At 71.0% G+C, this 22,193-nt stretch carries 19 protein-coding genes and 1 pseudogene; 15 read left to right on the top strand and 5 right to left on the bottom strand.

Annotated elements, in window-relative coordinates; genetic code table 11:
• Positions 1–164: 164 nt before the first annotated feature.
• Positions 165–428 carry a type B 50S ribosomal protein L31 gene (locus tag ACIRQP_RS26025; protein ID WP_403893554.1) on the top strand — a complete coding sequence of 88 codons (264 nt, stop codon included), beginning with the start codon at positions 165–167 and terminating at the stop codon, positions 426–428.
• A 112-nt stretch (positions 429–540) separates the two neighbouring features.
• On the opposite strand, the gene ACIRQP_RS26020 is transcribed toward ACIRQP_RS26025, so the two are convergent.
• The gene (locus ACIRQP_RS26020; RefSeq protein WP_403893553.1) at positions 541–999 is read right to left on the bottom strand and encodes a MarR family winged helix-turn-helix transcriptional regulator; all 459 of its coding nucleotides are present in this window, start codon (positions 997–999) and stop codon (positions 541–543) included.
• 165 nt (positions 1,000–1,164) lie between these two features.
• Between ACIRQP_RS26020 and ACIRQP_RS26015 the strand changes: the two genes are divergently transcribed.
• Positions 1,165–2,382 (top strand): MFS transporter, encoded by a 1,218-nt coding sequence (locus ACIRQP_RS26015; RefSeq protein WP_403893552.1) that lies wholly within the window; start codon positions 1,165–1,167, stop codon positions 2,380–2,382.
• Between the two features lie 168 nt (positions 2,383–2,550).
• Positions 2,551–3,375 (top strand): aldo/keto reductase, encoded by an 825-nt coding sequence (locus ACIRQP_RS26010; RefSeq protein ID WP_403893551.1) that lies wholly within the window; start codon positions 2,551–2,553, stop codon positions 3,373–3,375.
• 47 nt (positions 3,376–3,422) lie between these two features.
• Here ACIRQP_RS26010 and ACIRQP_RS26005 read toward each other — a convergent pair whose 3' ends face one another.
• The 3 genes from ACIRQP_RS26005 to ACIRQP_RS25995 form a co-directional block, all read right to left on the bottom strand.
• Positions 3,423–4,331: a ThuA domain-containing protein gene (locus tag ACIRQP_RS26005; protein WP_403893550.1), complete on the bottom strand. Its 909-nt coding sequence runs from the start codon at positions 4,329–4,331 to the stop codon at positions 3,423–3,425.
• Between the two features lie 182 nt (positions 4,332–4,513).
• Positions 4,514–4,942 (bottom strand): protein-tyrosine phosphatase family protein, encoded by a 429-nt coding sequence (locus ACIRQP_RS26000; RefSeq protein WP_403893549.1) that lies wholly within the window; start codon positions 4,940–4,942, stop codon positions 4,514–4,516.
• Between the two features lie 66 nt (positions 4,943–5,008).
• Positions 5,009–5,716 carry a FadR/GntR family transcriptional regulator gene (locus tag ACIRQP_RS25995; RefSeq protein WP_403893548.1) on the bottom strand — a complete coding sequence of 236 codons (708 nt, stop codon included), beginning with the start codon at positions 5,714–5,716 and terminating at the stop codon, positions 5,009–5,011.
• Between the two features lie 217 nt (positions 5,717–5,933).
• Here ACIRQP_RS25995 and ACIRQP_RS25990 point away from each other — a divergent pair.
• The 5 genes and pseudogenes from ACIRQP_RS25990 to ACIRQP_RS25970 all read left to right on the top strand — a co-directional run bounded on the left by ACIRQP_RS25990 (position 5,934) and on the right by ACIRQP_RS25970 (position 13,270).
• A pseudogene (locus ACIRQP_RS25990) lies at positions 5,934–7,234 on the top strand (SLC13 family permease).
• A gap of 53 nt (positions 7,235–7,287) precedes the next feature.
• Positions 7,288–8,748 carry an acyl-CoA synthetase gene (locus ACIRQP_RS25985; protein ID WP_403893547.1) on the top strand — a complete coding sequence of 487 codons (1,461 nt, stop codon included), beginning with the start codon at positions 7,288–7,290 and terminating at the stop codon, positions 8,746–8,748.
• Complete coding sequence (locus tag ACIRQP_RS25980) at positions 8,741–10,126, top strand: carboxyl transferase domain-containing protein (RefSeq protein ID WP_403893546.1); 1,386 nt, start codon at positions 8,741–8,743, stop codon at positions 10,124–10,126. The genes ACIRQP_RS25985 and ACIRQP_RS25980 overlap by 8 nt, the downstream gene beginning before the upstream one ends.
• 91 nt (positions 10,127–10,217) lie before the next feature.
• Positions 10,218–11,231, top strand: a complete 1,014-nt coding sequence (locus tag ACIRQP_RS25975; RefSeq protein ID WP_403893545.1) for a DUF2510 domain-containing protein — start codon at positions 10,218–10,220, stop codon at positions 11,229–11,231.
• A 560-nt stretch (positions 11,232–11,791) separates the two neighbouring features.
• Positions 11,792–13,270, top strand: a complete 1,479-nt coding sequence (locus ACIRQP_RS25970; RefSeq protein ID WP_403893544.1) for a UDP-N-acetylmuramoyl-L-alanyl-D-glutamate--2,6-diaminopimelate ligase — start codon at positions 11,792–11,794, stop codon at positions 13,268–13,270.
• Between the two features lie 67 nt (positions 13,271–13,337).
• Here the strand turns inward: ACIRQP_RS25970 and ACIRQP_RS25965 are convergent, their stop codons facing one another.
• A complete protein-coding gene (locus tag ACIRQP_RS25965) occupies positions 13,338–13,865 on the bottom strand; it encodes a cupin domain-containing protein (RefSeq protein WP_403893543.1) in 528 nt (175 codons plus the stop codon).
• A gap of 220 nt (positions 13,866–14,085) precedes the next feature.
• Between ACIRQP_RS25965 and ACIRQP_RS25960 the strand changes: the two genes are divergently transcribed.
• The 7 genes from ACIRQP_RS25960 to ACIRQP_RS25930 all read left to right on the top strand — a co-directional run bounded on the left by ACIRQP_RS25960 (position 14,086) and on the right by ACIRQP_RS25930 (position 22,151).
• Entirely contained in the window at positions 14,086–14,583 is a 498-nt protein-coding gene (locus tag ACIRQP_RS25960) for an RrF2 family transcriptional regulator (RefSeq protein ID WP_403893542.1), read from the top strand.
• The gene (locus tag ACIRQP_RS25955; RefSeq protein WP_403893541.1) at positions 14,580–15,599 is read left to right on the top strand and encodes a DsbA family protein; all 1,020 of its coding nucleotides are present in this window, start codon (positions 14,580–14,582) and stop codon (positions 15,597–15,599) included. Before ACIRQP_RS25960 ends, ACIRQP_RS25955 begins: the two co-directional genes overlap by 4 nt.
• Positions 15,600–16,171: 572 nt before the next feature.
• Positions 16,172–17,785, top strand: a complete 1,614-nt coding sequence (locus tag ACIRQP_RS25950; RefSeq protein ID WP_403893540.1) for an ABC transporter substrate-binding protein — start codon at positions 16,172–16,174, stop codon at positions 17,783–17,785.
• Positions 17,782–18,846 (top strand): ABC transporter permease, encoded by a 1,065-nt coding sequence (locus ACIRQP_RS25945; RefSeq protein WP_403893539.1) that lies wholly within the window; start codon positions 17,782–17,784, stop codon positions 18,844–18,846. The genes ACIRQP_RS25950 and ACIRQP_RS25945 overlap by 4 nt, the downstream gene beginning before the upstream one ends.
• Positions 18,843–19,889 carry an ABC transporter permease gene (locus tag ACIRQP_RS25940; RefSeq protein WP_403893538.1) on the top strand — a complete coding sequence of 349 codons (1,047 nt, stop codon included), beginning with the start codon at positions 18,843–18,845 and terminating at the stop codon, positions 19,887–19,889. Before ACIRQP_RS25945 ends, ACIRQP_RS25940 begins: the two co-directional genes overlap by 4 nt.
• Positions 19,873–21,039 carry an ABC transporter ATP-binding protein gene (locus ACIRQP_RS25935; protein WP_403893537.1) on the top strand — a complete coding sequence of 389 codons (1,167 nt, stop codon included), beginning with the start codon at positions 19,873–19,875 and terminating at the stop codon, positions 21,037–21,039. Before ACIRQP_RS25940 ends, ACIRQP_RS25935 begins: the two co-directional genes overlap by 17 nt.
• Entirely contained in the window at positions 21,036–22,151 is a 1,116-nt protein-coding gene (locus ACIRQP_RS25930; RefSeq protein ID WP_403893536.1) for an ABC transporter ATP-binding protein, read from the top strand. Before ACIRQP_RS25935 ends, ACIRQP_RS25930 begins: the two co-directional genes overlap by 4 nt.
• Positions 22,152–22,193: the final 42 nt, after the last annotated feature.

The following is a 22,193-nucleotide window of genomic DNA, read 5'->3' as shown; positions in this document are numbered from 1 at the left end:
GCGGGCCGCGAGCGCATTCCTCGGCGGGCCGGGGGAAGCCCGTCACGCCCAGTGTCCCCTGTTCCGGCGCTCGGGACATGGCGGGGGAATGCCGAGGAGAGCTGTCGCGTTACCCCGACGAAGCACTTGATGGAAACGATATCCATCATGAGGAGGGAGTTCCCATGAAGCCTCGTATCCACCCCGTCTCCCGTCCGGTCGTCTTCCGGGACCGCGCGGCGGGCACCGCGTTCCTGACGCGCTCGACCGCGGACTCGACGCAGCGTGTGGAGTGGGAGGACGGCGACACCTACCCCGTCATCGACGTGGAGGTCTCCTCCGCGAGCCATCCCTTCTACACCGGCACGGGCCGTGTGTTCGACACCGCCGGCCGGGTGGAGCGGTTCGAGCGCCGCTACGGCGCCCGGGGTTCCGCGAAGAAGAGCTGACGCCGTACGGCTGATCCGCGTGCACGAAGCGGGTGCGCGAGCTGTGTGAGAAGAGCCGGACGGAAGCCCCGACCAGGGGTTCCGTCCGGCTCTTCGCTGTGCGAGGGGCGGGTCAGACGGCGGAGCCGGGTGACTCCACGGTCCTGACCAGGGCGGCCAGCTCGGGGACCTTCGCCGCCTCGTCGAGCGCCTCCCGCAGCGCCGCGTCATTGGTGGGGCGCGCCTCGGCGAGCAGCCGCAGCCCCGCCTCGCTGACATTCGTGTAGATCCCCCGGCGGTCGGTCGGGCACAGATAGCGGGTGAGCAGTCCGCGGTCCTCCAGCCGGGTGACCAGCCGTGTGGTGGCGCTCTGGCTGAGGACCACCGCTTCGGCGACCTGCTTCATCTGGAGATGGCCGCCCTCGCCGTCGTGCTGACGGCTGAGGACATCGAGCAGGGAGTACTCACGGACGCTGAGACCGTGCCCAGCCTGGAGCGCGCGCTCGATGTGCCCCTCGATCCTGCCGTGCAGCAGCGAGAGGGCGCACCAGCCCTGGGCGAGCCCGGTGAGCGCGGTGTCCGTGGCGGTCATGGCTTCCTCCTGCGGGAGATGAGGGCGGGCGGCGGCGGGACCGGATCCCGTACCCAAGGGTAGGGCACTTCCGCAATATAGCGCGTTTGCAAGTAATCGGCGTCTGCAAGTATTGTCGTCGCTTGTAAGGCGCACGTGCAATCGTCGTTCTGGAAGGCCACACCCATGCCACTCGCGCTCCTCGCCCTGGCCATCGGGGCATTCGGGATCGGCACCACCGAATTCGTGATCATGGGGCTGCTCCCCGAGGTCGCCGCCGACTACGGCGTCACCATCCCCACCGCCGGACTGCTGGTCACCGGCTATGCCCTCGGAGTCGTGCTGGGCGCGCCGCTGATGACCGTTCTCGGCACCCGGATCCCCCGCAAGCGGATGCTGATGGTGCTGATGGGGCTGTTCGTGGTGGGCAATGTGCTCTCCGCGCTCGCCCCGAGCTTCGGACTCATGCTCACCGGGCGTGTCGTCGCCTCGTTCGCCCACGGGGCCTTCTTCGGGATCGGATCCGTCGTCGCCGCCGGTCTGGTCGCTCCGGAGAGGAAGGCCGGCGCCATCGCCATGATGTTCACCGGGCTGACCGTCGCGAATGTCGTCGGCGTACCGGTCGGCACCTTCCTCGGCCAGAGCGCCGGCTGGCGGGCCACCTTCATTGTGGTCGCCGGGCTCGGTGTCCTGGGCCTCGCGGGCATCGCGAAGCTCGTACCGGAACAGCCCCGGCCCGAGGGCGTACGGATACGGCATGAGCTCGCCGCCTTCCGCAACGCGCAGGTGCTGCTCGCCATGGCGATGACCGTGCTCGGTTTCGGCGGTGTCTTCGCCGCGATCACCTACATCACGCCGATGATGACCGAGACCGCCGGCTTCGCCGACTCCTCGGTCACCTGGCTGCTGGTGCTCTTCGGTCTCGGTATGGTCGCCGGCAATCTGATCGGCGGCAGGTTCGCCGACCGCCGGCTGATGCCGCTGCTGTATGTGTCCCTGGGCTCGCTGGCCGTGGTGCTGGCGCTCTTCACCCTCACCGCGCACAACAAGGTCACGGCGGCCGTCACCCTCACCCTGATCGGCGCCCTGGGCTTCGCGACCGTGCCGCCGCTCCAGAAGCGGGTCCTCGATCAGGCGTCCGCCGCGCCCACCCTGGCCTCCGCCGTCAATATCGGCGCCTTCAACCTCGGCAACGCGCTGGCCGCCTGGCTCGGCGGCATCGTCATCGCCGCGGGGCTCGGATACACGGCGCCGAACTGGGTCGGCGCGGCGCTGGCCGGCTCCGCCCTCATCCTCGCGGTCGTCTCCGGCGCCCTGGAGCGCCGTACGTCCGCCGCCGGACAGACGGTCGCCGGGACGGCGGCCCCGCGGCAGGCCCAGCGGGCCACCACCGCGCCGCACTGACCCGGCTCGTCCGTCCCTCGTCCGTCCGGGGGCCGCGGACCGCCACAGCGCGCGGCGCCGCCGACGTCGTTACGTTGGAAGTCGGTATGCCCATCTTTCTGTCAGTATGAACCGATTTTCCCTTGTGGTGAACCGGCGAATTGTGAACCCGCGAAGAAAAGGAACACCATGAATTCCGTCCCCAACGTCGTACTCAACAACGGCGTCCGGATCCCGCAGCTCGGCTTCGGTGTCTTCCAGGTCGGCGACGAAGAGACCACCGGCGCGGTCCTGACCGCGCTGGACGCGGGCTATCGCAGCATCGACACCGCCACCTTGTACCGCAACGAGCGCGGTGTCGGCCGCGCCGTCGCCTCCTCGGGCCTGCCCCGCGAGGACCTGTTCATCACCACCAAGCTCTGGAACGACGACCAGGGGTACGACTCGACGCTCGCCGCGTTCGACGCGAGCCTCGCCAGGCTCGACCTCGACCGGGTGGATCTGTATCTCATCCACTGGCCCGCTCCGGCGCGCGACCGCTATATCGACACCTGGCGAGCGATGGAGAAGCTGCTCTCCGACGGCAGGACCCGCGCCATCGGTGTGTCCAACTTCCAGCCCGCACATCTCCAGCGCCTGCTGGACGAGACCGGGATCGTCCCGGCCGTCAACCAGATCGAGCTGCACCCCGGCCTCCAGCAGGAGGAGCTGCGCGACTTCCATGCCCAGCACGGCATCGCGACCGAGGCGTGGAGCCCGCTGGCACAGGGCGCCCTGCTCCAGGAGGAGGCGCTCACCGAGATCGCGGGGCGGCACGAGAAGACACCGGCCCAGGTGATCCTGCGCTGGCACCTTCAGCTCGGGAACATCGTCATCCCCAAGTCCGTCACCCCGGCGCGGATCCACGAGAACATCGACATCTTCGACTTCGAGCTCTCGGCCGGTGACATGGCCGCGCTCGCCACGCTCGACCGCGGTCTGCGCGTCGGCCCGGACCCCGACACCTTGAACTGACCGGGGTCCGAGCCGGGCGGCCGTACGGCGCCCGCGCTGAACAGGGCCTACCGCGCGGCCGCCGCGTCCGTGGCGGCCGACGCGCCCGTGACCGCCGGGCGCGCGGGGGCTCCGGCCGTCACACCGCCGAGCCACTTCAGTCCGTCGATGACGAACCGGTTCTGGACCTCGTTGCCGAACGTCCACGACAGTGTGGTGCCCGATCCATAGTCCATGGCGTTGTGGCCGAAGTTGGCGTACAGCATCCGGTAGTTCTTGTTCGTCCACACGATCGGGTAATACCCGCTGTACCAGGACTGGTTGGGGTCCGTGCCCAGCGGGAAGCTGACCGGATCGACCGAGGCCAGGATATTGATGGCGGGGTTCTTCCTGAGGTCGTTCGCCCAGCTGTACCACTCACTCACGGCCGAGGTGAACGTCGCGGGGAGCCGGGTGGTCGACGGATGGGTACGGTTCTCGGTCCGCAGCACGGCGGTGGTGGGGCCCCAGGTATTGGACTTGAACCCACCGCTGCCCAGGAACTCGTGGTGATACCACGGCCACTTCTGTGCCTCGGTGGTGAACGCGGAGACATGGAAGCCCATCCAGGCTCCGCCGGCCCGCATGTACTGCTCGAATCCGGACCGTTGAGCCGCCGTCTGCGGCAAGTCGTCCAGGAACAGCACCACCTGGTAGTCCCGCAGGGCCGTGCTGGTCAGGCGATTCCAGTTGTTGGTCGACTCGTAGGTGAAGTTGTTGGCGGCGGCGGTCCTGGGGAACCACTCGTTCGCTTCATGGACGAAGCTGATGTGGGCGGCGTCCCAGGTGCCGTTGTAGAAGGCGAGCACCTTGAACGCGGGGGCGGCCGGTGTCTGCGCGCGTCCGACGCCGGGCACCGCGGCCAGTCCGAGCAGGAGGGCGAGCAGTACGAGCAGGCGGAACGGGCCGCGCGCCGTACGGGACTTGAGCATGGTCATTGTGACGATCCTTCCTGCGACCGTTCGGTGAACGGAGGCGCATGGAATGTGGGGGATGTCGCGCACATGACAGCAGGAAGCGCTTGCTGGACGATTTAAGAAGTGAACCAACGCCATGTCAAGGCTTTGGTATGGACCAGCGGCATGGACGAGCGGCCGGCCGGACTTCGTGCGCAGGGGAGTCAGGGGAAGCGGGCGACGAAGCGGCGTTGCCAGGGAGTCTCGACGGCGCGCCGGGCGTAGTGCTCCCGGATGTAGGCGACCGCCTCGTCCTGAGGCACCCCGTCCAGAACGGCGAGGCAGCCCAGCGCCGTTCCTGTCCGGCCGATTCCGCCGCCGCAGGCGACCTCGACGCGCTCGCGCTCGGCGCGCTCCCATGCCTCACGCAGCGCGTCGGCGGCTGCCGCGCGGTCGGACGGCAGCCGGAAGTCGGGCCAGCGGAGCCAGCGGGACTCCCAGGCGACGGGGGGTGGTTCATGGCCCAGCAGATACAGCCCGAAGGCGGGCGCCGGGCCGGCCGGGAGCGGGCGGCGCAGTCCCCGGCCCCGAACGAGCCGGCCCGAGGGAAGCCGCAGTACGCCCGTGGTCGCGGGGTCCCAGGTAGTGATCACGACGTGAGCGTAGCGGGTTCATCCCGGTCGGGCGTGAGGGCCGGTTTCGGGGCTTGTCCGGAGGTGTCAGACGCTCTCGTCCGGATTCCACTCCAGCAGGCGCACCTTGGCCACGGTCTGTACATGGCGCCGCATCGCGGCCGCGGCGGCCTTGCCCCGGCCGCTCTCGATCGCTTCGAGGATGGCGCGGTGCTGCGCCAACGACCGCTTGGGGCGGCCGGGCTGGCGCAGGGACTCATTGCGGCTCTCGGCGATCTGCTCCGTGATGGAGCGCATGAACTCGGCGAGCAGACCGCTGTGCGCGGCGGCGGTCACAGCGGTGTGGAAGAGCCGGTCGCCCTCCACTCCGTAGCCGCCCGCCTCGATCTCGTCGGACATCTGGTGCAGTGCGTCGTGCAGCGCCGCCAGATCCAGTTCGGTGCGCCGCTCGGCGGCGAGCTCGGCGAGCTTGGTCTCCAGCGCCTCGCGCGCCTCCAGAACATCGGGCAGCCGCCGCTTGCGCTCCACCAGTCGCTCGACGGGCTCGGGATCGAGGCCGGCCCGGGTCAGATAGGTGCCGCCGCCGTGCCGCACCTCGACCAGGCCCTGGACCTCCAGGACGACGATCGCCTGCTTGACGGAGGCGCGGCTCACGCCCAGCCGCTGGGCCAACTCCCGCTCGGGAGGCAGTCGGTCGCCCGCGCCGAGGTTGCCCTCGCTGACATAGCTGCGCAGTCGGTCGAGGACCCGCTCGTACAAACGCGGCCGGGCCATCGGGCGCAGTGCGTCGGTCATCCGGACCCCCCATTCCTGCCCACTATCTCCCGCTCCTGTGCGCGCCAGCCTAACACCGGGCGGTCAAGTGGCTGAGCCAATTCCTGCCCGATCCCTTGACGCTCACCTCGGCCGGGCGTCAATGTGGTCCAGCCACTTGGCCAGTCAATCAGTCGACCTGTCAGCCAGTCGGCCAATTCCCCTCTGTTCAAGGGACCCAGGGACGGGAGCCCGCGCCATGTCCGCCGAACTGATCTCGATCCTCGTACTCGCGGTCGTCTTCGTGATCGCCACCACCCGCTCGATCAATATGGGCGCGCTCGCCTTCGCCGCCGCGTTCGGCGTGGGGGGGCTGGTCGCCGGTCTCGACGCCGACGGCATCTTCGCGGGCTTCCCCGGCGATCTGTTCGTGGTGCTCGTCGGCGTCACGTATCTCTTCGCGATCGCCCGCGCCAACGGCACCACCGACTGGCTGGTCCATGCCGCGATACGGCTGGTCCGCGGCCGGATCGCGTTGATCCCCTGGGTGATGTTCGCGATCACCGGCGCGCTGACCGCCATCGGGGCAGTCTCCCCGGCGGCCGTCGCGATCGTCGCGCCGATCGCGCTCAGCTTCGCCGCGCGGTACGGGATCAGCCCCCTGCTGATGGGTGCCATGGTCGTGCACGGTGCCAGGGCGGCGGCTTCTCGCCCATCAGCATCTACGGTTCGATCGTCAACGGCATCGTGGAGCGGGAGAACCTGCCGGGCAGCGAACTCACCCTCTTCCTCGGCTCGCTCGTGGTGAATCTCGTCATCGCCGCGGTCGTCTTCGTTCTCTTCGGCGGACTCAAGCTCTCCGGCAGGAGCGTCGAGCCCCACCCGACGGAAGGCGAGCCCCACCGGACGGAACAGGAGCGGAAGGACGAGCACGAGCCGGAGGGGCAGTGGGGCACGTCCCGGCTCACCCCCGCCATCGGAGCCACCCTCGCCGCACTGGTCGCGCTCGTCGTCGCCGTCCTCGGCTTCGACCTCGACGCCGGGCTCTCCGCGATCACCCTCGCCGTACTGCTCAGCGCACTCTGGCCGGACACCAGCCGGAAGGCCGTGGGTGAGATCGCCTGGCCGACGGTGCTGCTCATCTGCGGTGTCCTCACCTATGTCGGTGTCATGGAGGAGATGGGCACGATCGACTACGCCGGTCATGCCGTGGGGGACATCGGCATCCCGCTCCTCGCCGCCGTACTGCTCTGCTACATCGGCGCGATCATCTCCGCCTTCGCCTCGTCCGTCGGCATCATGGGCGCGCTCATCCCGCTCGCCGTGCCGTTCCTCGCCCAGGGCGAGATCGGGGCCATCGGCATGATCACCGCGCTCGCGATCTCGGCGACGGTCGTCGACGTCAGCCCGTTCTCCACCAACGGCGCGCTGGTGCTGGCCGCCGCGCCCGATGTGGACCGTGAGCGTTTCTTCCGGCAGCTCATGGTGTACGGAGGGATCGTGGTGGCGGTGGTACCCGCCGTCGTCTGGCTGGTACTGGTGGTGCCAGGCTTCGGATAGCCGCTACACCGGGCGATGCCGGCCAGACTCGTCAACAGCAAGGAGAACGACGCGTGTCCCCTCTCTTCCCGGCCCTCGCCGCGCGTTCGGATCGCCCCGCACTCCGATTCGGTGACCGTGCTCTCACCCATGCCGAACTGGCGGACGCGGCCGGTTCCCTGGCCGTTCGTATCGCCGGTGAACGGCGGATCGCGGTCTGGGCCACCCCCACGCTCGGCACGGCCGTGGGGGTGGTGGCCGCGCTGCTGGCCGGGGTCCCCGCCGTCCCCGTCAACCCCAAAAGCGGCGAACGCGAGCTGGCGCACGTCGTGGCGGACAGCGCCCCGACCCTGGTCATCGCGGAACCGGACGTCATCCTTCCGTCCGCACTGGCCGGGCTGGCACGCGTGGACGCCGGAGCCGCCGGCACGGACGAAGCGGCCACGGAATACCCGCGGGCCGGCGCCTTTCCCGAACTCTCCCCGGAAGCCCCCGCCCTGATCGTGTACACCTCCGGCACCACCGGGCCGCCCAAGGGCGCCGTCGTGCCGCGCCGCGCCATCGCCGCGACCCTGGACGCGCTGGAGGACGCCTGGCGGTGGACCGCCGACGACGTACTCGTCCACGCCCTGCCGCTCTTCCATGTCCATGGGCTGATCCTCGGCATCCTCGGCCCGCTGCGCCGCGGCGGATCCGTCCGCCATCTGGGCAGGTTCGACACCGAGGGCGTCACCCGTGAACTGTCGTCGGGCGCCACGATGCTCTTCGGCGTACCGACGATGTACCACCGCATCGCCGAGGCGCTCGCCGACGATCCGGCGCTCGCGAAGGCGCTGGCCGGAGCGCGGCTGCTGGTATCGGGATCCGCCGCGCTGCCCGTGCACGACCACGAGCGGATCGCGGCGGCGACCGGCCGCCGGGTCATCGAGCGGTACGGCATGACGGAAACCCTGATGAACACCAGTGTGCGGGCGGACGGCGAGCCGCGCGCCGGGACCGTCGGGGTGCCGCTGGGGGGCGTCGAACTGCGGCTCGTGGATGAGTCGGGCGTCGTCTTCGAGGCGTACGACGGCGAGACGGTCGGCGAGATCCAGGTCCGCGGCCCGAACCTCTTCACGGAGTATCTGAACCGGCCCGACGCCACCGAAGCCGCCTTCACCGACGGCTGGTTCCGCACCGGAGACATGGCGATCCGTGACCCCGACGGCTATGTCCGGATCGTCGGCCGCAAGGCGACCGACCTCATCAAGAGCGGTGGGTACAAGATCGGCGCGGGGGAGATCGAGAACGTTCTGCTGGAGCATCCCGGGGTACGGGAAGCCGCGGTGACCGGCGAGCCCGACGCGGATCTCGGCGAGCGGATCGTCGCCTGGATCGTCCCCGCCCGCGCCGAAGCGCCGCCGTCCGCACAGGAGTTGGCGGACCATGTGGCGGCGCAGCTCGCCGCGCACAAGAGGCCGCGCACCGTGCGCTATCTGGACGCGCTGCCCCGTAACGACATGGGCAAGATCATGAAGCGCGCGCTCCATGACTGAGCGTCCGAGCGCGCGCGAGGCGATCGCGACCGTCGCCGAGGAGGGTGCCTTCACCGAACTGCCCACGCCAAAGTCCGTGTCCGCACCGGACGGGCCGCTGGGCTGGGAGGGGTACGACGCCTCGCGCGCCCGCGCCGAGGAACGTACCGGGGAGAAGGAGTCCGTCGTCTGCGGTACCGCACGGATCGGCTCGGTCGAAGTGGTGCTGATCTCCTTCGAGTTCGGCTTCCTCGGCGGCTCTCTGGGGGAGCACACCGGCGACCTGCTCGAAGCCGCGTACACCCATGCGCGCGAGCGGAAGCTGCCGGTGGTCTCGCTGATCGCGACCGGTGGCAGCCGGATGCAGGAGGGAATGCGCGCGCTGCTCCAACTCCAGCGGGTGGCACGGCAGTCCGCCCTGACCCGGACGATGGGGCTGCCGCAGCTGGCGGTGGTGGGCGATCCGACGACCGGCGGTGGCTGGGCCACGCTCGGGGCGGGCGCCGATGTCGTACTGGCGCTGCCGGGCGCCCAGATCGGGTTCGCGGGCTCGCGCGTGCGCCCGGCGGACGCCGATCCGTACGCCTACACGGCGGAGGCGCAGCTCGCCGCGGGCCAGATCGACGCGGTGGTGGACCGTGACGAACTGCGCGTCACCGTCGGCCACTGGCTGACACTGCTGACGGGAGGCGTACGGGACGCCGTGCCGTCCGCCGCCCCGCCTCCGTACGGGCTGGGCCGCTCCGGGCTGCCCGCCACCGGATGGGAGGCCGTTCTCCAGGCCCGTGTCCCTCAACGGCCGTGTGCCGAAGCGTACTTGGACGCGTACTTCACACACCGCGAGGCGATCGGCGGAGACCGCTGCGGTGGTACCGACCCCGGGATGCTGTGTGGTTTCGGCCGCCGCGAGGGCCGTACGATCGCCTACGTGGCGCAGTGCGGCACCGCCACGCGCCCGGCGGGGTATCGCACCGCCGCCCGGCTGGTACGGCTCGCCGGCCGGCTGGGCATCCCCGTACTGACCCTGGTGGACACCCCCGGCGCGGCCAATGACGCGGAGGCGGAGCGCGCGGGAGCGGGCAGCGCCATCGCGGACCTGTTCGCCGCCGTGGCCACCGCCCCGGTCCCCGTCACCTCACTGCTGATCGGCGAGGGCGGCTCCGGCGGGGCGCTGGCTCTGTCGGCGCCGGACAACACCTGGGCCACGCCGGACAGTTACTTCTCCGTCATCGCGCCGGAACTGGCGGCGGCGATCCTCAAACGCGCCCCGGAGGAGGCCCGGGTGACCGCCGACCAGCTCCGGTTGCGTCCCCAGGACCTGGTGTCCCTGGGCGTGGTACGAGGGATCGTGCCGGGCCCGGGGGCGGGAGAGGTGGGGACGCAGCGGGGAGAGGTGTAGGGCGGTACGTACGGCACGGGACAGCACGTCGGCGGGGGATTCTCATGGCCCTCTCACAAGCTTTTCAGACAATATACTTAAGGTGAGAGCCGTGACGAACACAACTCCGCCCGGCTGGCATCCCGACCCGGGGCACACAGGTGAAGGACCACGCCAGGAACGCTGGTGGGACGGTTCCGCGTGGACCGACGAAGTCCGCGCCGCCCCGCCCGCCGAGTGGGATCCGCCCGCCGCGGCGCCCTCTCCCGCCACGCCTCCCCCCGCGGCGCCTCCGGCCGGTCCGGCCTACCCCGCAGCGCCGTACCCCGCGGCACCGCCGCCCGGCGCGCGGCGCGGCGGGCGTCGGATCGCGATCGGTGCCATCGCCGCGGTCGTCGCGGTGGCCATCGCGGGAGGCTTCTATCTGCTCGGGCGCGACGGCGGCGACAACGAGGCGGGCCGCGTGGGCTCGGACCCTTCCGCCGCCCCCTCGCGGCCCGGCCAGCAGAGCCCGGCGCCCGGCGGCCCGCGGGGCGGCGGCCCCGGCGGCGAGAGCGGCCCGCCCCAGCAGCAGCCGCAGACCGAGGACGGCTACGCCACCGACGCGGCCAGCGGGATCAGCATTCCGGTACCGGACGGCTGGAACGGTGAATCGGGGGCCGTCGGCGCCGGGGTGACGACCGGACAGTACGAGTGCCCCGGGGACACGTCGCAGAGCTGCGTACGGGGCGGGGTGTTCTCCGCTCCCGCGGCCGCCCTGGAGATCGACGCCACGACGGCCAAGGCGGCGGCCGAGAAGGACATCGAGGCCAATGCCGAGGAGTCCTACGGCGGCACGATCTACGGGGACATCTCCTCGCACCAGCAGTTGAAGTCGGAAGAGGTCACCATCGCCGGGCAGAAGGGCTATCTGGTGCGGTGGAAGGTCGTCACGAGCAAGGGGGACGACGGCTATGTGCAGTCGCTCGCGTTCTCCTCACCGAGGTCCCCGGAGCTGATGGTCCTCGTACGTTCCGGATTCGACGTCAATGACAAGGCACCGAAGCTGACCGTCATGGATGAGATCACCAAGGGGATCAAGGCGGCGGCGGGCACCGGTTCAGGAGGCAGCGGCCAGGGAGTCTGAGCGCGGACATCCACAAGCGCGGGCGGGTCGCTCCGAGCGGCCCGCCCGAGTGCTGTCCAGCGGTACTGGGCGCTGTTCGGCGCCGAGGCGGGGCCGGGAGCGGTCCCTCGGCCGTACACTCCACACATGGGTTGCACACGTGCCGTGAGGGAGTGCCTGCGACAGGCCCCCTGCGCGCTGTGCTCGGCCGCCGCCGGGATCGCCGGAGCGGGCCCTCTCTCCGCGCCGGAAGCCGGCTGCCGGGCCCTGCACGGCCACGGCTAGCAACCAATCCCCGGACCATTTCGCCGGACTGCTCTCCCGGTCCCGCGCGTTCCGGTCTCCACCGGTAGGCCCCTTCGGCCGGGCCGGTCGGCTCCGCCCTTCCGCTCGGCCCGGTCGCCCGGCCGGTTCGTCCGGCCCGGTTGTCCGGCCCGTTCGGCCCGGTCTGTTCCCCGCCACTCTGCTCGCGAGAGCGCACATCCCGTACGCACCCCCCTTCCGCGACGCCACGGCGTGCCGTCGGCGCCCACTCGGCGTCCGCCGGAGACCTGCCATGTCGCATCTTCGAGAGGACCCCTGTGAAGTTGAGCGCACTGCTCGCCGGGAACGACCACGAGATTGTGCGGGGCGATCCGGAGACGGCGATCACCGCGGGCACGTGTATCGACGCGCACCGGGTCTCGCCGGGTTCGCTGTTCATCGCGGTTCCGGGCCACCGTGAGGGCGGCCCGGAGTCCGTGGGCCCGGCCCTCGCGCGCGGCGCGGCGGCTGTCCTCCTCGACGCGGGGGCGCCGGAGCCGCCGGTGTCGATGTGGGCGGACACGGAGGTGTGTGTGGTGCGGGTGCCGGACACACGGATCACCGCGTCCGTCGTCGCCTCCCGCTACTACGGGGAGCCCGGACGGGCCATGGACATGGTGGCCGTCACCGGTACCAACGGCAAGACCTCGGTGTCGTACATGGTCGAGTCCGTGCTGCGGCTCGCCGAGGGCGCGACGGTCGGGGTCATCGGGACGGCGGGCAGCCGGATCGGCGACGAACTGATCCCCATGCCGAGGTCGGTGCTCACCACCCCCGAGGCGCCGGACTTCCAGTATCTGCTGGGGCGCATGCGCGACCGAGGGGTCGGCACCGTGGTCCTGGAGGCCACCTCCATGGGGCTGTTGACCCACCGGGTGGACCACGCCCACACCGACATCGGGATCTTCACCAATCTGACGCAGGATCATCTGGACGACCACGGCACCATGGAGAACTACCGGGACGCCAAACTCCGGCTGTTCCAAGGGCTTTGCCGACGCGCCGTGGTCAACGCGGACGATCCGGTGGGCGCCGCCATCGGCGCGCTGATGCCCGGGGCCGTCACGACCTACGGGCTCGGTTCCGAGGCGGACTTCCGGGCGACCGATCTCACCATGGACGCGTTCGGTACCCGGTTCACGCTGCACCACCAGGGGCGCAAGTACCCGGCGGCGATCCCCGTACCCGGCCGCTTCTCGGTGGCCAACGCCCTTGCCACCGTGGCCGCCTGCCATCTGCTGGGGCACGATCTGGCCGGCCTTGTCGGCGCGCTCGACCGGATGCCTCCGGTCCCCGGACGGTTCGAGCGCTTCGAGACCCCGGCGGGCACCTCGGTCATCGTCGACTACGCGCATTCGCCCGACTCGCTGGAGAAGGTGCTCACCACCATCCGCGACTTCGCCCGCGGCCGGATCGTCACCGTCTTCGGCTGCGGCGGCGACCGCGACACCACCAAGCGCGCGCGGATGGGGGAGATCGCCGGAACCCACTCCGATCTGTGCGTTCTCACCTCGGACAATCCACGTGACGAGGATCCCGGGACGATCATGGACCAGATCACCCCGGGACTCATGGCCACCGGCACTCCGTTCGAGCGGCTCGCCGACCGGCGCCGCGCCATCGCCTTCGCCCTGGCGGACGCCGGCCCCGACGACATCGTCCTGATCGCGGGGAAGGGCAGCGAGCCGTACCAGATCGTCGGTGACCAGTTGCTGCCGTTCAGTGACATGGCGACCGTCCGCGAACTCGCCGTGTAGGAGCGGCGCGAGGGCGGGACTTGGGGCCGGGCTGTCTTCGGGGCGTGCGCTGTTCTCGGGGCGTGTGTCAGCTCGCGTCCGGCTCCTGGCCCAGGACATAGAGCTCGGGCAGATTGACCACGATCGCCTCCTGCGTGCTGCGGGCGATCACCACCACGGCCTCGTCGTCCGGGCTGGGGTTCTCCTCGCGATGCGGGACATAGGGCGGTACGAAGATGTAGTCACCGGGCGAGGTACGGATCCGGATCTCCTCCGGCGTACCGCTGGAGTCGTCCAGGAACACGAACTCCGGGTGTCCCTTCACCACATGGATCGCGGTCTCGGAGGCGCCATGGTGGTGGTTGGAGGACGCGGTGTCGGGGGCCACATGCGTCTGGCCCATCCAGATGCGTTCCGAGCCGACGGTGGATCCGCTGATCGCGGCGAACCGCCGCATGCCGCCGGTCTGCGCGGTGTCGCCGTCGAGCGCGTCGGCACGGATGTGATGCAGCCGCGCGCGCAGCGGCAGCGCGCTCTCCGCCGTACCGTGGTGATCGTCGTGGTCGTGGTCCGGAAGGTCGGGATGGAAGGCGTCGTGCTCGGTGTGCGAAGCCATGGAGATCCTGCTCTTCGGTGCTGTGGGCTGCGGGTTGCCGGTGGCGGGTGTGGGTGTGGGCGCGTGGTCGGGGGCGGGGTCCCGGCGCCGACCGTAGAGAGCGCGGCAAATGGATGTCAAGATGTGTCCATTACCGCCGAGCTGGCCGTTCCCGGTGTCCGGCCGGTGACTGAGCAGGTATTCGGGCAGGCAAGGAACCCCTCAGGAGAAGGTGCACCACATGCAGATCTCGGCGAAGGCGGACTACGCGGTGAGGTCGCTCGTCGAACTCGCCGCCGACAGCGGACGGCCCCTGACCTGTGAGGGCATAGCCTCCGCCCAGGACATTCCGTTCCGCTTCCTCAAATCGGTCTTCCGTGATCTGCGGCAGGCCGGTCTGGTCCGCAGCCAGCGGGGCTGCGAAGGGGGCTACTGGATCGGCCGCGACCCGGCCGCGATCAGTGTCGCCGAGGTCATGACGGCGGTGGACGGGGAATTCCTCACCCTGCGCGGCGCGCGTCCCGACACGCTGAAGTACCCCGGAGCGGCCCAGCGGCTGCCGGATCTGTGGCGCGCTGTCGAGGCCGCCGCGCAGGCGGTGCTCGGGCGTACGACCATCGCGGAACTCGCCGCGGCGGGGACACGGGCGGACGGTGCCGGCCCGGAGCCCAGGGGCGAAACCGGTCCGGCGCGTGATGTCTCCCCGGCCGTCTCCCCGGCCGTACCCGCGTCCGCATGACGCCGGACGTGAACCACGAGGCGCCGGAGGTGGTCCGTACGGATCCCAACGAGATCCGTACGGCTCCCGGGGCGGACCGGCCGCTCGTCTCGGTCACCGAGTTCACCGACCCGGCCTGCCCCTGGGCCTGGGGCTCCGAGCCGGTCTTCCGGCTGCTGAGACTCACGCTCGGCTCCCGCGCCCACTGGCGAACCGTCTTCGGCATCCTCTTCGACGAGGACGACGACCCGGCCCCCGATCCGGCCGCCGAGGCCCGCTGGTACGAGCGGTTCATCCGCGAGGTCACGGTCCACACGGACGCGCCCTACGCGCCGCGGCTGCACTGGCTGACCCGGTCGAGCCTGCCAGCCTCGCTCGCAGCCAAGGCAGCGCTCTCCCAGGGGCCCGAGGTCGCCGAGCGGGTCCTGCGCCGACTGCGGGAGAGCACGTTCGTCCTGGGCGCGCCCGCCGACACGCCGGACGGAATCCGCGGTGTCGTACGGGGAGTCCCGGGCCTGGACAGCGACCGGCTGCTGCGTGAACTGGCCGCCCGGGAGACCTGGGACGCGGTACGTGCCGACTGGGCCGAGACCCGTCGGCCGATCCCCGAGGTGCTCGAACTCGACGGTCCCGGACCGCACCCCGGCCGGGCCAAGGAGGTCGGGGACCGCCGCCGCTACGCGCTGCCGACGCTGCTGTTCGACGGTCCCGGCGGACGAGTGTGCGTACCCGGATGGCGGCCCCTGGCGACGTATGTCGAAGCCGCCCGTACGGCGGCCGGGGACCGGCTGTCCATCGTCCCCGTACGGCTTCCCGCCACGGCCGCGCTGGAGAACTGGCGCACGTTGACGGGGCCCGAACTCGCCCTGCTCACCGAGGAGTCGGCGGCTCCCGCCGAGGCCGTACGCATCGACACCGGGCATGGCCCGCTCTGGCTGCATCCCGACGAGGCACGCGCCCGCGCGCAGTCGTCGTTCGGGGTGAAAGCACAGGTCGTCGGGGTCTCGGACAATGAGACACCAAGAGGTGTCCATTGACACCGTGTCGAGGGACCGTGAGGATATGGGGCATGCGTTCGATGCACCCCGCCGTGGTCTGCCGCTACGTGGATTACCTGCGTACCTCCAGCGCCCTCTGTCGCTGATCCGACCCGCCGAGGCGGCCCACTGAGGCCCTCGGCTCTCCGGCCTGCCCCGGTCCCCGGCGGTGTCGTCCGCGGTGAACCAGGACGGCGCGACCGCATGATGACCCGGGGACGTACGCCGGTCCTCGGCCGGGTCCTCCGGATCCCCGCGTCCCGGATCCCCTCGTCCCGCACCCGGCGGGCGGTCTCCCGCCCCGAGAACGGAATCTCCCGAGTCGCCGTACCCGCCCCAACGCCGCGGTGGTGCACGGCGTCGCCCTTCGTGCGCCACCACGGCTCCCGGCCCGGCCCCGCGCAACCCCCTTGACTTCACGGCCTGTTGCCCGGCCATCGGCCACCGGCACCTCCTTGTCCGCTTCGGTCTCCTCGTTTCTCCTCTGTTCGCCCGGGGCGCCCGGCCGGGCGTCCCACGGCCCCGCCCGCGTACCCGAGTGCGCCGGCACGGCCCAGAAAGGTGGCGCACCCATGCCGATCTTCCGTACCCCATCCACCACCGCCGGCGCGGACCGCCCGGCCACCACACCGTCGTCCGCTCCGCTGCCCGGTTCCGGCCTCGGTCCCGGCCTCGGACGACGGTCGTTCCTCGGACTCTCGCTCGGCGCGGGTGCCGCACTCGCCCTCACCGCCTGCGGAGGCGCGACCACCTCATCCGCCGGCGGTCGGGGTTCCACCCTCAAATGGGGCTGGAACCTGACGACTTCCTGGGATCCGGTCACCTCTTCCGCGGGCTGGGACGTGCACTCCCTCTCCCTCGTCTACTCGGGGCTCACCACACTCGATCAGGCCGGAAACGCCAAACCCGCTCTGGCCACCTCGTGGAAGTACAACGCCGAGGGCACCGTCGTCACCTTCACGCTCCGCCAGGGACAGAAGTTCAGCGACGGGACGCCGATCGACGCCACCGCCGTGAAGAAGAGCATCGAACGCGGCCGTGACGACGAGAAGTCGCTGGTCGCCTCGCAGCTCGTCGGCGTCGAGCAGGTCACAGCCGTGGACGCCCGTACCGTCGAACTGCGGCTCGCCGAGCCCGACTTCCAGATTCCGCTGCTCCTCGCGGGGAAGACCGGGATGATCGTCAACCCCAAGGTCTTCGAGAGCGACGCCGCGAGCCTCGCCACCAAACCGGCCGGCTCGGGACCGTACACCCTCGTCTCGTACGTACAGAACGCGAAGGCCGTGCTGCGCCGCAACCCGGACTACTGGGACGCCGGCCGCGTCAAGATCGAGAACTTTGAGCTCTATCCGCTCCCCGAGCCCTCGACAGTGGTCGCCGCTCTCACCTCCGGGCAGTACAACGTGGCGCAGATACCTGGCAGTCAGGTGGAAGCGGCCAGGGCCGCGGGCCTGGAGGTCCAGGTCATCCCCTCCATGGTGGTGGCCGTCCTCGATGTCCATATCGGCAAGGAGCCCTACACCGACCCCGATGTGGCCCTCGCGCTCAAATACGCGATCGACCGCGAGGAACTGGTCAGGACCGCGTCCTTCGGGCACGGCGAAGTCACCCGTCAGCCCTTCCCCAAGGGATACGCGGGCCATGCCGACGCGCTGGACAAGCTCTTCCCGTACGACCCCGGGAAGGCCAGGGAACTGCTGGCGAAGGCGGGCCACGCCGACGGGCTGAAGATCGCGCTCTCTGCCCAGAACGCCGAGGGCGTGCCGGAACTGATCCAGGCTCAGCTGAAGAAGGTCGGGATCACCGCCACGATCGAGACCATCCCGGCGGCCCGCGCCACCCAACTCGTCTACGTCCAGCGGAGCAAGGCGCTCTACGTCGACCAGTTCGCCGGGCGGGAGTCCGCCACCCAGGGCTTCCAGGTGCTCTTCGGCAAGGAGGGCCTGATGAACCCGGGCCGCACCACTTCGCCCGAGCTGGAGAAGGCACTTGACGAGGTCCGCCGCACGCCGCTGGAGGCGCCCGACTACCCGGCCGTTCTCCAGAAGGCCACCGGGATCGCCGTACGGACCATGCCGAATGTCTTCCTCTACACCACACCGCGCATCCTGGCGCGCAACCCCAAGGTCTCGGAGATCCCCGCGTACACCGTCGTCCAGCGGTTCGAGGGGGTCACCGTCTCATGACCGCGCCCGTACTGACGGGGCCGGCGCGCACCGCACGGCTCGCGCGCGGGCGTTCCGTACGCCGGCGGCTCGCCGGGGCGCCCCGGCCGCTCGGCCGGCTGCTCGTCACCACCGCCACGGTCTTCGTACTGGCCTCGCTCCTCACCTTCGCCCTCGGAGCCCTGTCCGACGCCAACCCGGCGGCGGCCGTGCTCGGCGACCAGGCGACCCCTGCCGACATCGCCCGGATGGAGGCACAGTTCGGTCTGGACCGGCCTCTGCACGCGCAGTATCTGAGCTGGCTCGGCCACGCGCTCACCGGCGATCTCGGCGTCTCGTGGTTCACCGGCGTCCCCGTCGCGGACAGTGTCGCGCAGGCGCTGCCGGTGGATCTGTCCATCGCGGGGCTGGCCCTGCTGCTGGCCGTACTGATCGGTGGCGGAGCCGGGATCGCCGCCGCGCTCAACAGCGGCGGGCGGATCGACCGGGCCGTCACGCTCGTCTGCTCGGTCCTCGCCACACTGCCGCCCTTCCTCATCGGCATCGTGCTGATCGTCGTCTTCGCGGTGCAGCTCGGCGCGCTTCCCACCGGCGGGTACGTACCGCTCGGGCAGAGCCCGGGGGAGTGGCTGCGGTACGCGATCCTGCCCGCGTTCGCCCTCAGCCTGGACGCCGCCGCGTCCATCGCCCGGCAGCTGCGGACCTCGCTCGTCGGGGCCCTGCGCGAGAACTATGTGACCGGCGCCGAGATGCGTGGTTTCTCGGCGCGGCGCGTGCTGTTCGGCCATGTGCTGCGCAACGCGGCGGGACCCGCGCTCACCGTCCTCGGCATGAGCGTGCCGGTGATCCTGGGCGGCGCGGTCGTCACCGAGAAGATCTTCAACCTGCCGGGCATCGCGCAACTGTCGCTCCAGTCCGCCGAGCAGCACGACATCCCCGTCATCCAGGGGACGCTGCTGGTCACCGTCGCCGTTGTGCTCGTCGCCAACATCGGCGTCAACGCCGCGCTCACCGCGCTGAATCCAGCGGCCCGCGGTCAGTCGGGCGGCGGTCGTGGCGCCAGGGAAGGCGGGGCGTCATGAGGACTCTTCGCCGCACCTGGCGGCTGCCGTCGGCCCGGATCGCGCTGGCCGTGCTGGCTCTCGTCGCACTGCTGGCCGTCGCGGGCGGCGCCCTCGCGCCCCACGATCCGCTGGCCCAGCGTCCGGTGGACATGCTGCACGGACCCAGCGCCGCGCATCCGCTCGGGACCGACTATCTGGGGCGCGACGTCCTCAGCAGACTGCTGGCGGGCACGGGAAGCTCGATCGTGGGTGCCCTGGAGGCCGTCGGGGCGGCGATGCTGCTCGGTGTCGTGCCCGGGATCGCCTCCGTATGGCTCGGCAGGACCGTCGAATGGACGGCGCAGCGGGCCGCGGACACCTTGATGATCATGCCGTTCACGGTCTTCGCGATCGCGGTGGTGGGTGCGCTCGGCAACGGTATGCACCAGGCGATGCTCGCGCTGGGCGTGCTCTTCGCCCCGCTGTACTTCCGGGTGACGCGTGCGGCGGCGCTGGGGCTTAAGCAGGCGCAGTACGTCGAGGCGGCGGAACTGATGGGCGCGTCCCGCTGGTGGATCCTGCGCACCCACGTCTGGGGCAAGATCCTGCCGACGGTGGCCGTCACGACGGCTCAGGCCGTCGGGCAGGCGCTGCTGGTGGTCGCGTCCCTGACCTTCCTGGGGCTGGGCGTCCAGCCGCCCGCGCCGACCTGGGGCGGGATGCTCGCCTCGGACCTGGGCTATCTGGCGCAGCAGCCATGGGCGCCGCTGATCCCGGGCGCCGCGATCATGATCACGGTCGGGGCCCTCAACATCCTCGCGGACGCGGTGCGTGACAGCGGCACGGCGGCCGGCGATCCACGGGCGACGGGCCCCCAGGTCCCCGCGGCCGGGTCCGCGGCCGGGTCCGCGGTCGGGATCGTGGCCCCGGATGCCGCCGCCCCGGATCCGGTCGCCGTCTCGGATCAAGTCACCGAACAGGCAGAGGAGTTGGACGAGTCCGTCGCCGCCCGGCCCGGCCGCGCTCCCCGTACCACGAACGGCCGCTCAGAGGAGGTCGAGCAGCGTGTCACCACTGGCTGACCCCGGTACCCCGCCCGTCACCGTGGCCGACCCGGTCGATCCCGTACTGACCGTCGACGGGCTCGATGTCACCGTGTCCGGCGGGGCGCACGCCGTCCGGGGCGTGTCCTTCACGCTGGGGCGCGGCGAAGCCGTCGGGCTGGTGGGGGAGTCCGGCAGCGGAAAGAGCCTGACCTGCCGCTCCGCCCTCGGGGTGCTGCCCGCCGGATGCGCGGTGTCCGGCGGCCGTATCACCCTCGGCGCCACGGGCGGCGAACCGGCCGCCGATCTCACCGCGTTCACCCGTAAGCAGTGGAACGCGGTACGCGGCAGCCGGATCGGCGCGGTGTTCCAGGACCCCGCCTCGTATCTCAACCCCTCCCTCACCGTGGGGCGCCAGCTCGTCGAGCAACTGCGGGTGGGAGGCGCGCTCTCCCGTACGGACGCGCACACGCGCGCCGTCGAGCTGTTCGCGGCCGTCGGACTGCACCGCCCCGAGGAGGTCTTCCACCAGTACCCGCACGAGCTGTCCGGCGGGATGCTCCAGCGCGTCCTGATCGCCGTCGCCGTGTCCTGCGCCCCCGAACTCCTCATCGCGGACGAGGCCACCACCGCCCTCGATGTGGTCATTCAGGCGGAGATCCTCGAACTCCTCCAGCGGCTGCGGGCCGAACAGGGCCTCGCCCTGCTCCTCGTCACCCATGACCTGGCCGTGGTCTCCGAGAGCTGCGACCGCGTCCTGGTGATGTACGCGGGCGAGATCGTGGAGGACGGTCCGACCGCCGAGGTGCTCGCCGCGCCCGCGCATCCGTACACCGAGGCTCTGCTGCGGGTCGCGTCGATCGGTACCTGGGGACGCCGTGAGCTGGACATCATTCCCGGCCGGCCGCCGGAGACCGGTGCCGCGCTGCCCGGCTGCCGGTTCGCCGACCGCTGCGCCCACGCGGTGGCGCGGTGCGCCGAGGAGCCCGTCGCCCTGCACACGCTGGACGAAGGACGCAGGGCGCGCTGCCTGCGCCCCGCCGGACTGCTGGACGAAGCGTCTGTCACGCGCCCCGGGGACGCCACTTCTGCCACCTCTGCCGTCGCTCCGGTAGCTGCCGTCGCTTCCGCGTCATCCGCGTCATCCGAGCCCGCATCCGAGCCCGTATCGGAAGGAGACTCCACATGACCACCGTCCTGGGCCGGGACCTCACCACCCGGAAGGGAGACCCGGCAGCGTCACCACGGGACCGAGCGGCGCTGCTGGAGATCAGCGGACTGTCCGTGTCGTACGGCCGCCGGGCCACCTCGCTGCGGCGCGCCGGTACCACCCGGGTGCTGTCCGGCGTCGATCTCACCGTACGTACGGGCGAAATCCTCGGGATCATCGGCGAGACCGGCTCGGGCAAGACCACCCTGGCCCGTGCCACGGTCGGTCTGGTCCGGCCAGAGGCGGGCAGTATCGCCTTCGAGGGGACCGATCTGGTCCGGCTCACCCGTCGTGAGCTGAGGGCGTTCCGGCGTACGGGACGGGTGCAGTTCATGTTCCAGGACCCGCTCCGCTCCCAGGACCCGGAGTTGACGGTACGTCAGACAGTGGCTGAGCCGCTCGCCGCCGTCGGCGCCCTCACCCGGCGGGAACGCGCCGAGCGGGCCGACGAGGCGCTGGCACTGGTGGGACTGGACGCCGAGGCTCTCGGGTCACGTATCCCCGGGCAGCTCTCCGGCGGCCAGCGGCAGCGGGTCTCGCTCGCCCGCGCCATCGTCACCCGGCCGCGGCTGCTGCTCAGCGACGAGCCGGTCAGCGCGCTGGACGCGTCCAACCGCAATCTCGTACTGAGCCTGCTCGACGGCCTCCGTCGTGAACTGGGCCTCGCCGTCGTCGTCATCTCCCACGACCTCAGCTCGCTGGCCGGGATCGCGGACCGGGTGGCCGTCCTCTATCGCGGGCGGCTCGTGGAGCAGGGCCCCATCAGTGAGGTGCTTGAGCACCCCCGGCATCCGTACACCGCGCTGCTCACCGCCTCCGCGCCCAGCGTTCGTCGTGAACACCCGCTGCTGCCCGCCCAGTTGAGGCCCGCGCCGGACCGCGAGCCATGGCCGGACGACGAGGGCTGTGTCTTCGCACCACGCTGCCGCTTCGCGGGACCGGAGTGCCGGGACGAGCCGCGCCCCGCCGCCGTCTCGGAGACCGGGCGGCTCCACCCCACGGAGACCGGGCGGCTCCACCCCACGGAGACCGGGCGGCTCCACTCCGTCGCCTGCCACCACGCGGACGGCTGGCGGGATCGGATCGGCTGAACGAATGAAGGACAGAGCCACCTATGGAAGGAGAACCACCCC

The sequence above is a fragment of the Streptomyces sp. NPDC102274 genome (genome assembly GCF_044766385.1).
Taxonomy (GTDB): Bacteria; Actinomycetota; Actinomycetes; order Streptomycetales; family Streptomycetaceae; genus Streptomyces.
The sequence above is the reverse complement of the archived record's forward strand: the minus strand, read 5'-3'. Positions and strand labels throughout refer to the sequence as shown.